The organism is Gordonia sp. B8661-1 (assembly GCF_059427765.1).
In genome coordinates, this window is sequence record NZ_JCAHRL010000002.1 from 503,038 (window position 1) to 516,864 (window position 13,827).

The 13,827-nt window shown below is 66.8% G+C and carries 13 protein-coding genes; 9 read left to right on the forward strand and 4 right to left on the reverse strand.

Features of this window, described 5'->3' with window-relative positions:
* The first annotated feature begins 60 nt into the window (after window positions 1-60).
* A complete protein-coding gene (ilvC, locus tag AC4JJG_RS06345) occupies window positions 61-1,074 on the forward strand; it encodes a ketol-acid reductoisomerase (protein ID WP_495400082.1) in 1,014 nt (337 codons plus the stop codon).
* 356 nt (window positions 1,075-1,430) lie between these two features.
* On the opposite strand, the gene AC4JJG_RS06350 is transcribed toward ilvC, so the two are convergent.
* A complete protein-coding gene (locus tag AC4JJG_RS06350) occupies window positions 1,431-2,096 on the reverse strand; it encodes a chymotrypsin family serine protease (RefSeq protein ID WP_495400083.1) in 666 nt (221 codons plus the stop codon).
* 388 nt (window positions 2,097-2,484) lie between these two features.
* On the opposite strand from AC4JJG_RS06350, the gene serA reads away from it, so the two are divergent.
* On the forward strand, window positions 2,485-4,080 hold the full coding sequence (serA, locus tag AC4JJG_RS06355) for a phosphoglycerate dehydrogenase (protein ID WP_495400084.1): 1,596 nt from the start codon (window positions 2,485-2,487) through the stop codon (window positions 4,078-4,080).
* A complete protein-coding gene (locus AC4JJG_RS06360; RefSeq protein WP_495400085.1) occupies window positions 4,077-5,090 on the forward strand; it encodes a 3-isopropylmalate dehydrogenase in 1,014 nt (337 codons plus the stop codon). Before serA ends, AC4JJG_RS06360 begins: the two co-directional genes overlap by 4 nt.
* Here the strand turns inward: AC4JJG_RS06360 and AC4JJG_RS06365 are convergent.
* Both AC4JJG_RS06365 and sigJ read right to left on the reverse strand, forming a co-directional pair.
* Window positions 5,087-5,479: a nuclear transport factor 2 family protein gene (locus AC4JJG_RS06365; RefSeq protein ID WP_495400086.1), complete on the reverse strand. Its 393-nt coding sequence runs from the start codon at window positions 5,477-5,479 to the stop codon at window positions 5,087-5,089. The two genes, AC4JJG_RS06360 and AC4JJG_RS06365, sit on opposite strands and share 4 nt — an antisense overlap.
* An 83-nt stretch (window positions 5,480-5,562) precedes the next feature.
* Window positions 5,563-6,510, reverse strand: a complete 948-nt coding sequence (sigJ, locus tag AC4JJG_RS06370; protein WP_495400087.1) for an RNA polymerase sigma factor SigJ — start codon at window positions 6,508-6,510, stop codon at window positions 5,563-5,565.
* 213 nt (window positions 6,511-6,723) lie between these two features.
* Between sigJ and AC4JJG_RS06375 the strand changes: the two genes are divergently transcribed.
* The 3 genes from AC4JJG_RS06375 to AC4JJG_RS06385 are packed head-to-tail and all read left to right on the forward strand — an operon-like array spanning window position 6,724 to window position 9,324.
* Entirely contained in the window at window positions 6,724-7,899 is a 1,176-nt protein-coding gene (locus AC4JJG_RS06375; protein ID WP_495400088.1) for an NAD(P)/FAD-dependent oxidoreductase, read from the forward strand.
* A gap of 43 nt (window positions 7,900-7,942) precedes the next feature.
* Window positions 7,943-8,296 carry a GntR family transcriptional regulator gene (locus AC4JJG_RS06380; protein ID WP_495400089.1) on the forward strand — a complete coding sequence of 118 codons (354 nt, stop codon included), beginning with the start codon at window positions 7,943-7,945 and terminating at the stop codon, window positions 8,294-8,296.
* A complete protein-coding gene (locus AC4JJG_RS06385; protein WP_495400090.1) occupies window positions 8,293-9,324 on the forward strand; it encodes a hypothetical protein in 1,032 nt (343 codons plus the stop codon). The genes AC4JJG_RS06380 and AC4JJG_RS06385 overlap by 4 nt, the downstream gene beginning before the upstream one ends.
* Here the strand turns inward: AC4JJG_RS06385 and AC4JJG_RS06390 are convergent.
* Entirely contained in the window at window positions 9,272-10,471 is a 1,200-nt protein-coding gene (locus AC4JJG_RS06390; protein WP_495400091.1) for an MFS transporter, read from the reverse strand. The two genes, AC4JJG_RS06385 and AC4JJG_RS06390, sit on opposite strands and share 53 nt — an antisense overlap.
* Before the next feature lie 142 nt (window positions 10,472-10,613).
* Between AC4JJG_RS06390 and AC4JJG_RS06395 the strand changes: the two genes are divergently transcribed.
* From AC4JJG_RS06395 to gltX, 3 genes are read left to right on the forward strand one after another with little or no spacing between them, the layout of a single operon-like run.
* Window positions 10,614-11,387, forward strand: a complete 774-nt coding sequence (locus AC4JJG_RS06395; protein ID WP_495400092.1) for a fumarylacetoacetate hydrolase family protein — start codon at window positions 10,614-10,616, stop codon at window positions 11,385-11,387.
* Entirely contained in the window at window positions 11,384-12,205 is an 822-nt protein-coding gene (locus AC4JJG_RS06400) for an alpha/beta fold hydrolase (RefSeq protein WP_495400093.1), read from the forward strand. Before AC4JJG_RS06395 ends, AC4JJG_RS06400 begins: the two co-directional genes overlap by 4 nt.
* A gap of 45 nt (window positions 12,206-12,250) precedes the next feature.
* Entirely contained in the window at window positions 12,251-13,735 is a 1,485-nt protein-coding gene (gene gltX, locus AC4JJG_RS06405) for a glutamate--tRNA ligase (protein ID WP_495400094.1), read from the forward strand.
* Window positions 13,736-13,827: the final 92 nt, after the last annotated feature.

The window sequence follows — 13,827 nt, forward strand, 5'->3', positions numbered from 1 at the left end:
CAGACTCTCAAGCGTCATCGAAGGCCTTGGGAGACAAAAGAAATCGAAGGGAAACCAACTGTGGCGATCGAACTGTTCTACGACGACGACGCCGATCTGTCGATCATCCAGGGTCGCAAGGTCGCGGTGATCGGCTACGGCAGCCAGGGACACGCGCACTCGCTGTCGCTGCGTGACTCGGGCGTCGACGTGGTCATCGGCCTGCGCGAGGGCAGCAAGTCGCGGGCGAAGGCGGAGGAGCAGGGCCTCAAGGTCATGACCGCTGCCGAGGCCGCCGCATGGGCCGACGTCATCATGATCCTGGCACCGGACACCAGCCAGGCACAGATCTTCAAGGAGGAGATCGAGCCGAACCTGAAGGACGGCGACGCCATCTTCTTCGGCCACGGCCTGAACATCCACTTCGATCTCATCCAGCCGGCGGAGAACATCACCGTCGCGATGGTCGCCCCGAAGGGCCCCGGCCACCTCGTGCGCCGTCAGTTCGTCGACGGCAAGGGCGTGCCCGCCCTGATCGCCGTCGACCAGGACCCGAAGGGTGAGGGCCAGGCCCTCGCGCTGTCCTACGCCTCCGCCATCGGCGGCGGCCGCGCAGGCATCATCAAGACCACCTTCAAGGAAGAGACCGAGACCGACCTCTTCGGTGAGCAGGCCGTCCTCTGCGGTGGCACCGAAGAACTCGTCAAGACCGGCTTCGAGGTCATGGTCGAGGCGGGCTACGCCCCGGAGATGGCGTACTTCGAGGTGCTGCACGAGCTCAAGCTGATCGTCGACCTGATGTACGAGGGCGGCATCGCCCGCATGAACTACTCGGTCTCCGACACCGCTGAGTTCGGTGGCTACCTGTCCGGACCGCGCGTCATCGACGCCGACACCAAGGAGCGCATGCGCGCCATCCTCAAGGACATCCAGGACGGCACCTTCGTCAAGCGTCTCGTCGCGAATGTCGAGGGCGGCAACAAGGAACTCGAGGGTCTTCGTAAGCAGAACGCCGAGCACCCCATCGAGGTCACCGGCAAGAAGCTGCGCGACCTGATGAGCTGGGTCGACCGGCCCATCACCGAAACCGCCTGAGTTTCAGCACTTTACGATCGGCCCCCGGGATTCGTCCCGGGGGCCGATCGTCGTACGGGCGCTGGCTCGACTTCGCGACGGGACACTGATCGACGATGCCGCACGGTTCGGGGCGCGGCCCGCTGACTGATCGTCGGAACAGCGACCGCTCGTGGCAGAAGGTGGCGGCCCGATGCCTTATCGGTTCCGGCCGCCACAGTCCACAAATTCTTCACCGCTCAGAGGCGCCGACTGGATAATCCAGTTCGCTTGTCTGTCACGTGAAATCCGTGTGGGGCATCAGCCGGAACAGGCGTCGCGGCAACGAAATACGGCCCCGAGGCGAGTGCCTCGGGGCCGTATCCGTGGAGGATCGGTTACGCGACCTTGAAGCCGCCGTACTGGCCGAGCGACGAGATGCGCTTGAGGATCGGGCCGATGTTGGTGCCGGTCTCCGGGCCGATGCAGGCCGCGAAGTAGTAGGCATTCACCATGCCGACGAGGCGGTCACCGACGACCACCGGGCTGCCCGAGTCACCCTCGACGACGCACATCTGGCTGAAGTGGACGTCTCCGTCGGAGAACCAGTTCACGCCGCAGGTCTTGTCGGTGGTGCGACCGACCTTGCACGAGACGGTGGGGAAGCTCACCGGGCGGGTGTCCACGCTGCGGATCGTCAGACCGCGCACGGAGCGCAGCGGCACGACCTTGGCGGCGTTGAACTCGATGATCGCGATGTCGAGGTCGCTCGCCGAGTAGCTGATGGTGCCGGCGAGACCGCGATTCTGCTGGGTCTCGGAGAAGACGCGCTGTCCCGGCTTGCCGCAGTGGCCCGCGGTGACGCCGATGAGCTTGCCGGTCTTCGAACGGCCGATGGTGGTCAGTGTGCAGGCGGACGCGGTGGTCCCACCCTTCGCGACCAGGATGCCCGAGCCACCGCCCAGGTAGATCTTCGCCGGTGCGGCAACCGCGGAGCCTGCCCCCCAGCCGGCAAGCAATGTCGCAGCCAGAACCGCCAACATTGCCGTCAGCTTCCTCATCATCCACAACTCCAAGTCCTTGTCGTACCGGCGCCGGAGAAGGCGCAGGTACGCAATCGGTTATCGCCGACCCCGATACGGCTCGACGGTGACACGCTACATGCCGTCACACTCACCTTGGAGTATGCGGAATGGTCCCGGGTTCCGTTTGCAAGCAAACCGTGACCATGTGGACGTAAGCCACACGGTACGGACAGCAACATATCTGTAATGCCCGCCACAATCCACCTGGCCCCGGCGGATGGGACGCCCAGACGGCCCCTACCTGCTGTAAGCGTGCACACGCCCGACCACTAAGCTGGTCGCGGAAGTCGACTCTCCTCCGCGTCGGAGCGGGTCGACTTTTGCATCACCCAGATGACTGCACCCACCCCCGAGCTTGGAGATAACTGTGACCTCAGCAGGCCGTCCGGTCGTCCTGATCGCCGACAAACTGGCCCCCTCGACCGTCGAAGCCCTGGGCGACGATGTCGAGGTGCGGTGGGTCGATGGCCCGGATCGCCCGAAGCTGCTGGAAGCGGTGGCCGATGCCGACGCGATCCTGGTGCGTTCGGCGACCACCGTCGACGAGGAAGTGCTCGCCGCGGGCCCGAAGCTGAAGATCATCGCCCGTGCGGGTGTCGGCCTCGACAATGTCGACGTCCCGGCGGCCACCGCCCGCGGCGTGATGGTCGTCAATGCCCCCACCTCGAACATCCACACCGCAGCCGAGCACGCCATCGCGTTGCTGATGTCGGCGTCGCGCCAGATCCCGGCCGCCGACGCGACCCTGCGCGAGCACACCTGGAAGCGTTCCTCCTTCAACGGTGTGGAGATCTTCGACAAGACCGTCGGTGTCGTCGGCCTCGGTCGCATCGGTCAGCTCGTTGCCGCGCGTCTCGCCGCCTTCGAAACCCACATCGTCGCCTACGACCCCTACGTCTCGCCGGCCCGCGCCGCACAGCTCGGCATCGAGCTGCTCTCGCTCGACGAACTGCTCGAGCGTGCCGACTTCATCACCGTGCACCTGCCGAAGACCCCGGAGACCCTGGGCCTCATCGGCGCCGAGCAGCTGGCCCGCACCAAGAAGGGTGTCGTCATCGTGAACGCCGCCCGTGGCGGCCTGATCGACGAGCAGGCGCTCGCCGACGCGATCAACTCGGGCCAGGTGCGCGCTGCGGGTCTCGACGTGTTCAACACCGAACCCTGCACCGATTCGCCGCTGTTCGAACTGCCGCAGGTCGTGGTGACCCCGCACCTCGGTGCATCGACCAGCGAGGCGCAGGACCGTGCGGGCACCGACGTCGCGAAGAGCGTCCGTCTGGCACTGGCCGGTCACTTCGTCCCGGACGCCGTGAACATCACCGGCGGTGCGGTCGACGAGGAGGTCGCCCCGTGGCTGGAGCTGTCGCGGAAGCTGGGTGTCCTGGTCGGTGCGATCAGCAACGAGCCGCCGACCTCGCTGGCCGTTGATGTTCGTGGTGAGCTGGCCGCGAAGAACGTCGAGGTGCTGGGTCTGTCAGCACTGCGTGGGCTGTTCTCCGCCGTCCTCGACGAGCCGGTCACCTTCGTGAACGCGCCGTCGGTCGCTGCCGATCGCGGCGTCACCAGCGAGGTGACCACCGCGCCGGAGAGCCCTAATCACCGCAGCGTCGTGGACGTCCGTGCGGTGTTCGCCGACGGCACCGTGCACAACGTGTCCGGCACCCTGACCGAACCGCGTCTGGTCGAGAAGATCGTGAACATCAACGGTCGCAACTTCGACCTGCGCGCCGAAGGCCACAACGTGCTCGTCAGCTACACCGATCAGCCGGGTTCGCTGGGCAAGATCGGCACCGTGCTGGGCAATGCAGGCATCGACATCCTCGCTGCCGGTCTGTCGCAGGACGCCGAGGGCTCGGGCGCGACCGTCATGCTGCGCGTCAGCAAGGAACTCGACGACGAGCTCGTCGCGGCCATCGGCGAGTCGGTCGACGCCACCCTGATCGAACAGGTGGACCTCTCGTGAAGCTAGCGGTCATCGCCGGAGACGGCATCGGTCCCGAGGTCGTCGACGAGGCGCTGGATGTACTGCGCGCCGTTGTCCCGGACGTGGAGACCACCGACTACGACCTCGGTGCACGCCGTTACCTGCGCAACGGGGAACTGCTGACCGACGCCGATCTCGACTCGCTGCGTGAACACGACGCGATCCTGTTGGGCGCCATCGGCGATCCGCGTTCGGTGCCCGCAGGGGTGCTGGAGCGTGGGCTGCTGCTGAAGATGCGTTTCGCGCTCGACCATCACGTCAATCTGCGGCCCGCGAAGCGCTACGACGGTGCGACCTCGCCGCTGGCGGGCAACCCGGAGATCGACTTCGTGGTGGTTCGCGAGGGCACCGAGGGTCCGTACACCGGTAACGGCGGAGCTCTTCGTGTGGGCACCCCGCACGAGGTGGCGACCGAGGTCAGCGTGAACACCCGATTCGGTGTGGAACGAGTGGTGCGCAACGCCTTTGAGCGAGCCCAGTCGCGCCGCAAGAAGCTGACGCTGGTGCACAAGACCAACGTGCTGACCTTCGCCGGCTCACTGTGGCAGCGGACCGTCGACGAGATCGCACCCGAATTCCCGGATGTGGCAACGGATTACTGCCACATCGACGCGGCGACCATCTATCTGGTCACCGATCCCGGACGCTTCGACGTGATCGTCACCGACAATCTGTTCGGCGACATCATCACCGACATCGCGGCCGCGGTGGCCGGCGGTATCGGCCTGGCGGCGTCGGGCAACATCGACGCCACCGGAACCAATCCGTCGATGTTCGAGCCGGTGCACGGCAGCGCGCCCGACATCGCGGGCCAGGGCAAGGCCGATCCGACCGCTGCGATCCTGTCGGTGGCGTTGCTGCTCGATCATCTGGGGCAGACCGAGGCCGCGCAGCGTGTCGAGCAGGCGGTGGCCGCCGATCTCGCCGCGCGGGGTTCGGAAACCCTGGGCACCAAGGAGATCGGCGCGAGTATCCGCGCCCGTCTCTAGCGGCGCGGATGGGGCGGACCGGCAGAAGGTCCGCCCAGAGCCGCACCCATGAGTTCGGCCAGGGTGATCAGACCCGACATCGGGCGGATCATCACGAACAACTCGTCCACGAGTCCGTCGGCGTCGGTGTGGATGAAGTCGCATCCCTCGATCTCCCGGTTGCCGACCCGCGCCGTGAACACGAGGGCGGCGTCGGCGCCGTCGGAGATGACCCGGCGGTAGCGGAAGTCGGTGATCACATCGACGATCGCGTCCAGGATCGGTCCGACCTGCTCGGCGCCGTGATAGGGCCGAAAGACCACGGGGCTGCGGAACTCGACGTCGGGTGCGAGTAGAGCGGTTGCGGCCTGGGCATCGTGCGCCGCGAGGGCTTCGCCGAATGGGTGCATCGTGAACTCCTTCTTGGGTGTGGTCGTGTCGACGGTGGGTGCGAACTCCCGGACGTGGCGGCGTGATTCGCGTGGATCGGTCGTCAGGAACGCATGTGTCGTTGGCGGGCCATCAGCTCCCGCGGGTCGGCCAGCGGGCCCAGGTGCCGCAGTTTGTCGGCACTGAGTACCGACCGGATCGTCTGGACGGCGCCGTCGACGATGTCGAGGGCCAGCACGTTCAGGAGCAGGCCGTCGGATGTGCGGACCAGAGCGCCCGGCTGACCGTTGACCGTGGTCGGAATCAGGCGCAGGTCCAGATCCCGGCGCATCTGCGCGAGAGTCTCGAGCAATCGGAGTACCTTGTCCCGGCCGTTGATCGGTCGAGGCAGTGACGGTCCGGCGCCGCCTCCGTCGCCGACCAGGACGACGTCATCGGCCAGCAGTTCGACGAGAGGACCGAGGTCACCGTCGGTGATGGCGGCAAAGAACCGCGACGACAGTTCGGCGCGCAGGGCCGCGTCGGCGTCGAATCGCGGCCGACGTGCCTCGACCTGTTGTTTGGCACGGCGCAGTAGTTGCCGGCAATTGCTCGTGGATTTGTCGAGTATTCCGGCCACCTGCTCGTAGTCGAATTCGAACACCTCGCGGAGCAGGAAGACCGCGCGTTCGGCCGGAGTCAGGGTTTCCAGCAGGACGAGGAACGCCATCGAGATGGTGTCGGCCAGCTCGGCCCGCTCGAACGCCGCCGGACTGCCCCGATCCACGAGCGGCTCCGGAAGCCAGGGGCCGATGTAGGTTTCCCGGCGCTGGTGCTCCTTGCGTAGGTGATCGATGCTGAGCCGGGTCACGGTGGTGGCCAGGTACGGCTTGAGGTTGCGCACCTCACGCCCGTCGTCAACGGATCTCCGCAAACGCAGGTACGAGTCGGAGACGATGTCCTCGGCGGTCGCCACACTTCCCGTCATCTGGTACGAGATCGACATCAGCAGCGGGCGGAGATCCTGAAAGGCCTCGCCGACGTCACGTCCGGGCGTTCGTTGATCGGTCATCGTCTTCTCCTTTGCGCCGAGGCCACCGGGGTTCGCCGTCTGCGACGCCCGGGTATCGGCCTTCCGTATAGGAGACGGTTGACGGGCCCGATCTGTGACTCGGTGCCCCCATGCGGTGCCCGAGCCGATCGACGTCGTCACATCCGACGTTTCTCGCGCGTCCCAGATGGTGTCAAGTGCCGGAAAGCGGCACCTGGGATGGGAGGAAGAGAAATGACACACCGGATCGTCATCGTGGGGGCCGGTTATGCCGGTATTCCCGCCGCCCGGCGACTCGCGCGGCAGATCAGGCCGGACGAGGTCACCGTGACGCTGATCAATGCCTCGGCGAATTTCGTCGAGCGGCCCCGGCTTCATCAGATCGCGGTCGGCCAGTCGGTCGAGCAGGTGCCGCTCGCCGACTTTCTGCGGGGCAGTGGAGTGGAACTCGTCATCGCGACCGTCACGGGGATCGATGTGGAGTCGCGGGAGGTGACGGTGACCGGCCCCGGGGCCGGTCACCGGATCATCCGGTACGACACGCTCGTCTACGCATTGGGCAGCAATACCGACGTCGAATCCGTGCCGGGTGTCGCGGAGAACTGTGCGGCGCTCACCGGAGTAGCTGCGGCGCAACGGCTTCGGGGGCCACTTGCGGACTGTGATCGCGAGGGTGCGACGGTCGCCGTCTGTGGCGGCGGCCTCACCGGAATCGAGGTCGCCGCCGAGATCGCCGAGGCGTTTCCACGTATTCGTACCCGGCTGGTCTCCGATGCCGCACCGGGAAGCCGACTCTCGGACCGCGGCCAGAAGTATCTGGCACGTACATTCGACACCCTGGGCGTCGACGTCCGGAGCGGTGCGCGCGTGCAGCGGGCCGAACCGGGATCGCTCGTGCTCGACGGTGGCGACCGGGTTCCGTTCGATATGTGTGTCTGGGCGGCCGGATTCGGTGTTCCCCGACTCTCCCGGACGAGCGGCCTGGCCGTCGATGAGTCGGGCCGAGCGCTGGTGACTGCGACGCTCGAATCGGTCTCGCACCCGGACGTGTACGTCATCGGTGATGCCGCCGCCGTTCCGGGCGCATGGGGAGACGCACTCGCCATGGGCTGTCGTTCCGGGGGTTTCACCGGTCCGGTCGTCGCCGACATCATCGCGGCCAGGCTGTGCGGTCGAGACGTGAAGCCGTTCTCCTACCGGTACTTTCACGAATGCATCAGCATGGGACGACGGCGAGGACTCATTCAGTTCCTCAACGCCGACCAATCGCCGAAGCCCTTCGTGCTGACGGGCCGTTCGGCCATCGGTTACAAGAATGTCGTCCTCGGGGGAGCGAAGACGCTGTTCCGTCATTCCGGTCCGGCGTTCGCAGTCCGCCGTTCGGTGGCCGCGGACACGGTGACGGCCTAACGTCACACTTGTTCTAGTTGAAATAGAACTATACGATGAGGAGGTGTTGATCCGGATCGACCCGACCTCCACGGCGCCGCTCTTCGAGCAGGTGGCCGCGTCGGTGCGGGCCGCCATCGTCGATCGTCAGGTGGCATCGGGGGACCGTTTGCCGCCTGCGCGTGAGCTCGCGGCATCGCTGGACATCAACGTGCACACCGTGCTGCGCGCCTACCAGCTGCTTCGCGACGAAGGACTCGTCGAGCTGCGGCGTGGCCGTGGGGCGGTGGTCACGGGCCAGGCGCCCGATCGTGCGGAGCTCGTGGAGGCGATCGACCGGATGGTCGGTCTCGCACGACGATTGGGGCTTTCCTCGGAGGCGGTGGCCGCCGAGATGACCGAAAGGTGGACGCGATGAGTGGACGGCCCGACGATGGCCGGCAACCCTATGGTCCGGCGGTGGGTGTGCGATGGTGGGTCCGTGCGCTCGCCGTCATCCCGCCGGCGATCGCCGGCGTGGTGGGCAGTGGGTTACTGGCGTCATCGCGAGACGATCTGCCGGATCCCGTTGCCACGCATTGGACCACGGACTCCGCCGACGGTTTCAGCTCGCTGCACACGGTGCTGTGGATACCCGCGATCATCGGGCTCGTCGGCGTGGTGGCCGGTGCGGCCCTGACGTTCCGGATACTCGATCGGACGCTGACCCGTAGCATCGTGGGAACCCTTGCCGGACTGTCTGTTTCGGTGGTCGCGATCGCGGTGTCGACCACCTGGGTGCAGCGCGGGATCGACGATGCGGAGTCGGTGCGTGTTCCCAGCACGCAGATCGTCGGCTCGCTGATCGCCGGCCTGATCGTCGCGGCGCTGGTGGCGGCGGCGGTTCCGGCGTACCGGACGGCACCGGCACCGGATACCGGTGAGCGCCCCGAGCCGATGCGGATGGGCGACGACGAACGCTTCTACTGGGTGCGGTCGGTGTCGCTGCCGGTACCGATGCTCGTCGTGTTCGCGGTGGTCGTGATCGTCGGTGTGACACTGGCATTGGTGAGCGGTGCGTGGCCGGTCCTGCTGATCGTCGCACTGGTGGGCCTCCCGATCGCGATGCTGTCGACCGTGCGGGTCACGGTGGATCGTTCGGCGGTCACCGTCCGCGGCGCGCTCGGATGGCCGCGTATCCGGATACCGACGGCGGACATCGACCATGCGTCGGTCGTTCCGGTACGTGCCATCCGCGACTTCGGTGGATTCGGCTACCGGCTCGCGGTCTTCGGTGATCTGAAGGGGGCCAAGGGGTTTGTTCTTCGTTCCGGCAAGGGGCTACTGCTGCAGCGGAACGACGGGCGTCGCGAGATCGTCGTCGTCGACGACTCCGAGACGGCGGCGGCACTGGTCAATCGCGTTCGGGGTCACCGGGAATCAACGGGATCGCGACGAACGGAGTGAGAGCGGTGACCGCAAACGCGGCGGGGAAGCTCGTCGCGCTGATCAGCGCACCGATCACCGGTGTCGATCCGGCCGTCATGAGGAACTGTGCGGTGTTCTGCACGGCGAGCCCGCGGCCGCTCCAGGACTGACCGGCGAACTCGGCGATGGCGGTGAACGCCAAACCGTTGTCGGCCACCGACATCACCGACGCGACCACCATCACCGCGGGTGCGATCGGGCTGTCCAGCCAGTCCGTGATCGCCAGGACTACCATCGCCACACCGGCCGCGAGCGCGATGACGCGGACGGGGCGCATGCGTGATCCCCAGACATCCGACCACCGTCCCGCGGCGATCCGGCCCAGGGCGCCAAGGATTTGCGTGACGGTGATCAGGGCACCCGCGGCGAACGGCGACCAGTGATGCGCGACGATCAGCCACGTGGGCACGAAGGTCCACAGCATCGACTGCGGAATCACCAGCAGGGCACTCACCGTATGGACCCGGGCGAGGAATGATCCTCGGCGGTACGGATTCTCGTGTCGGAGCTCGGCGGTGGCGGTCCGTACCGCCGTCCGGGGCGGGTCGACGATCCCGACGACGCATACGAGTAGACCGAGGGCCGTCACCGTCGCGGGCACGGCCAGTGCCGCGGTGATCCCGTAGACGTGAGCGATGGCCGGCATGGTCAAGGCGCAGAATCCGATGCCCAGGGGCTGGGCCATCTGCCGGATCCCCATCGCGGTGCCGCGGAGGTCGGCGGGGAACCAGCCGACGACGATTCGTCCGCTCGCGCCGTTGGCCGCACCCGCGCCCAGGCCGCCGACGAACAGGGCGACGCCCAGAGCCCAATACGGCGCATCCCATGCGGCCGCAAGGACCGACGCGACCGTACCGGCCAGCGTGATGCTCAGCGACAAGATCAGGATCCGTCGCTCGCCGAAGCGGTCGAGCGCGATTCCCCAGGGGATGATCAGGATCATCAGCCCGACGGTCGGCACCGTGGCGAGTACCGATGCCTGGGTGAGCGACAGCCCGCGCTCGGTGTGCAGGGCCGGGATCAGATAGGCGAAGCCGCTGACCGCGCAGGTCGCCGTCATCGCGGCGATCAGTGCGCACACCAGCATCGCCCAGCGTTGCCGCGGTGTCGGATTCGCTGTGGTCAACGGTCCTCCTCGCGGTGCGGGACTCGATCCGCGATCGAATCTCAAATAGTGGTATGCGCGTTCCATATGTTAGAACCGCGATGGCCGTCGCACCAAAGCGGCGTCTCGCGGGTTGGGATCGTCGGTGCGATAGTGTCGTGCCATGCGTTTAGGACGAGTTGCCAGCCCCGACGGCGTGGCTTTCGTGGCCATCGAAGACTCCGACGACGGGACCCGCGCGCGGGAGATCGCCGAGCATCCCTTCGGAGAACCCACCTTCACCGGACGCTCCTGGGCACTTGCCGATGTGCGGCTTCTCGCGCCCATCCTGGCGTCCAAGGTGATCTGCATCGGCAAGAACTACGCCGCCCACGCCGCCGAGATGGGAGGGGAGGCGCCGGCGGATCCGGTCATCTTCCTCAAGCCCAATACCTCGATCATCGGCCCCGAGGTCCCGATCGTGCGGCCGCCGTCGTCGGAGCAGGTTGACTTCGAGGGTGAACTCGCGGTGGTGATCGGTCGTCCCTGCAAGGACGTGTCCGCCGCGCAGGCCAAGAGTGCGATCCTCGGCTACACCATCGCCAACGATGTCACCGCACGCGATCAGCAGAAGATCGACGGTCAGTGGACGCGTGCCAAGGGGTACGACACCTTCTGCCCGCTCGGACCGTGGATCGTCACCGACTTCGATCCGTCGGACGCCGAGATCACCACGGAACTCGACGGTGTGGTCAAGCAGCGGTCGAGGACCTCGCTGATGCTGCACGATGTCGGTGCCATCGTCGAATGGGTGTCCCGGGTGATGACTCTGCTGCCCGGTGACGTCATCCTGACCGGCACCCCGGAAGGGGTCGGTCCGATGGTCGCGGGTCAGCGTGTCTCGGTCTCCATCGAGGGCATCGGCACGCTGACCAACCCGATCGTGGACAAACCGTGACGGGCCCGCAAACCGCCCGGCTCAACGGCATCGAGATCTCCTACGAGGAATCCGGCTCCGGCCCGCTGGTCGTCATGGTGATGGGTACCGGCAGTCCCGGTCGCGTGTGGAAGGCGCATCAGCAACCGGCGCTGGTGAAGGCCGGCTATCGCGTCGTCACCTTCGACAATCGGGGCATTGCGCCGACGTCGGAGTGTGCCGAGGGTTTCTCGCTCGACGACATGGTCGCCGACACGGCAGCCCTCATCGAACACGTCGGCGGCGGACCGGCATTCGTCGTCGGCACATCGCTGGGCGCGCGTATCACGCAGGAATTGACGCTGGCGCGGCCGGATCTGGTGCGCGCCGCCGTCATGATCGCCACCTACGGGCGCAACACCCCTCTGCAACAAGCCATTTCCGAGGGCGAGCGAGCACTCTACGACCAGGGCATCACGTTGCCGCCCGAGTATCAGGCCGCGATCACCGCGCACCTGAACCTGTCGGTGCACACCCTCGACGACGACCGCGCCGTCCGCGATTGGCTCGACGTCATCGGGTTCTCGCCCCAGACGGTCACGCCGGGTGTCCGCGCACAGCTCGAGCTGCACAACGGGGAGAGCGATCGGCTGTCGGCCTACCGCGGTATCACCCGGCCGGCCATGGTGATCGGATTCGCCGACGACCGGACGCTGCCGGTGAAGCTGGCCCGCGAGGTCGCCGACGCGATCCCGGGGTCGACGTACGCCGAGGTCGCCCGAGCGGGGCACTTCGGCTATCTGGAGCAACCCGAGGAAGTGAACCGGCTGCTGCTGGAGTTCCTGGCCGCGCGGCAGTAGGAGACCGCGGCGGCTGCCGCGAGGTGTCGCGATATCCTCGGAGTCATGAGTGCGTCCGACATCCGCGTCCGTTTCTGCCCGTCGCCCACCGGCACCCCGCATGTCGGGATGGTGCGCACCGCGCTGTTCAACTTCGCGCAGGCGCGCCACGACAAGGGCACCTTCGTCTTCCGGATCGAGGACACCGACGCCGCCCGTGACAGCGAGGAGTCGTACTCGGCGATCCTGGACGCGCTGCGCTGGCTCGGACTGGACTGGGACGAGGGGCCCGAGGTGGGCGGACCCTACGGCCCCTACCGTCAGTCGGAGCGCAAGGACATCCACCTCGACGTGGTGTCGCGGCTGCTCGCGGCGGGGGAGGCCTACGAGGCATTCTCCACGCCCGAGGAGGTGGAGGCGCGCCATCGTGCAGCGGGACGCGATCCGAAACTCGGCTACGACAACTTCGATCGCGACCTCACCGACGAACAGCGCGAGGCATATAAGGCCGAGGGGCGCAAACCCGTTGTGCGGCTACGGATGCCGGACCATGACCTGTCCTGGGACGACCTGGTGCGCGGCACCACGACCATCAAGGCGGGGACGGTGCCGGACTTCGCGCTGACCCGCGCGAACGGCGATCCGCTGTACACCCTGGTCAATCCCGTCGACGACGCGATGATGAAGATCACCCATGTACTGCGCGGGGAGGACCTGCTGTCCTCGACGCCGCGGCAGCTCGCTCTCTACGACGCGCTGATCCGGATCGGCGTCACCGACTTCGTGCCGGTCTTCGGGCACCTGCCATTCGTGATGGGGGAGGGCAACAAGAAGCTCTCCAAGCGCGACCCGGAGTCGAATCTGTTCCACCATCGCGACCGCGGCTTCATCCCCGAGGGCCTGATCAACTATCTCGCCCTGCTCGGCTGGGGCTACTCGGCCAAGGAGGACGTCTTCTCCCTCGACGAGATGGTCGCCGCTTTCGATGTGCGCGAGGTGAATTCGAATCCGGCGCGATTCGATCAGAAGAAGGCCGATGCGATCAACGCCGAGCACATCCGGTTGCTCGAGCCCGCCGATTTCGCCGGCCGCCTCAAGGCTTATCTGGTCGAGCACGGCTCGATCACCGACTCCGTCGACGAGGCAGCATTCGCCGAACTGGCCGGACTCGTACAGACCCGGATCCAGGTACTCGGCGACGCGTGGCCACTCATGTCCTTCCTGTACGTCACCGACGACCAGTTCGTCATCGACGAGAAGTCCGCGTCGAAGAACCTCGGTGCCGACTCCGGGGCGACCCTGGACGCCGCCATCGACGCGCTCAACGCACTTCCGCAGTGGCGGGCCGCCGACATCGAGGAGGCGCTCAAAGCCGCTCTCGTCGACAATCTGGGGCTCAAGCCGCGCAAGGCCTTCGGGCCGGTGCGAGTGGCGGTCACGGGCTCGCAGGTGAGCCCGCCGTTGTTCGAGTCGATGGAGCTGCTGGGCCGCGAGAAGAGCCTGTCGAGAATGGTCGCCGCACGCGCGACCGTGCCGGAAATGGAGTCCTGACCAGGCGATTTGTAGTTGCCGGGTATCTCCCTGGTACTCTTCTCCTCGGTCCTTTTCGAAGCGACCACCGCGAGCCCGGCGAGCGGTGAGCG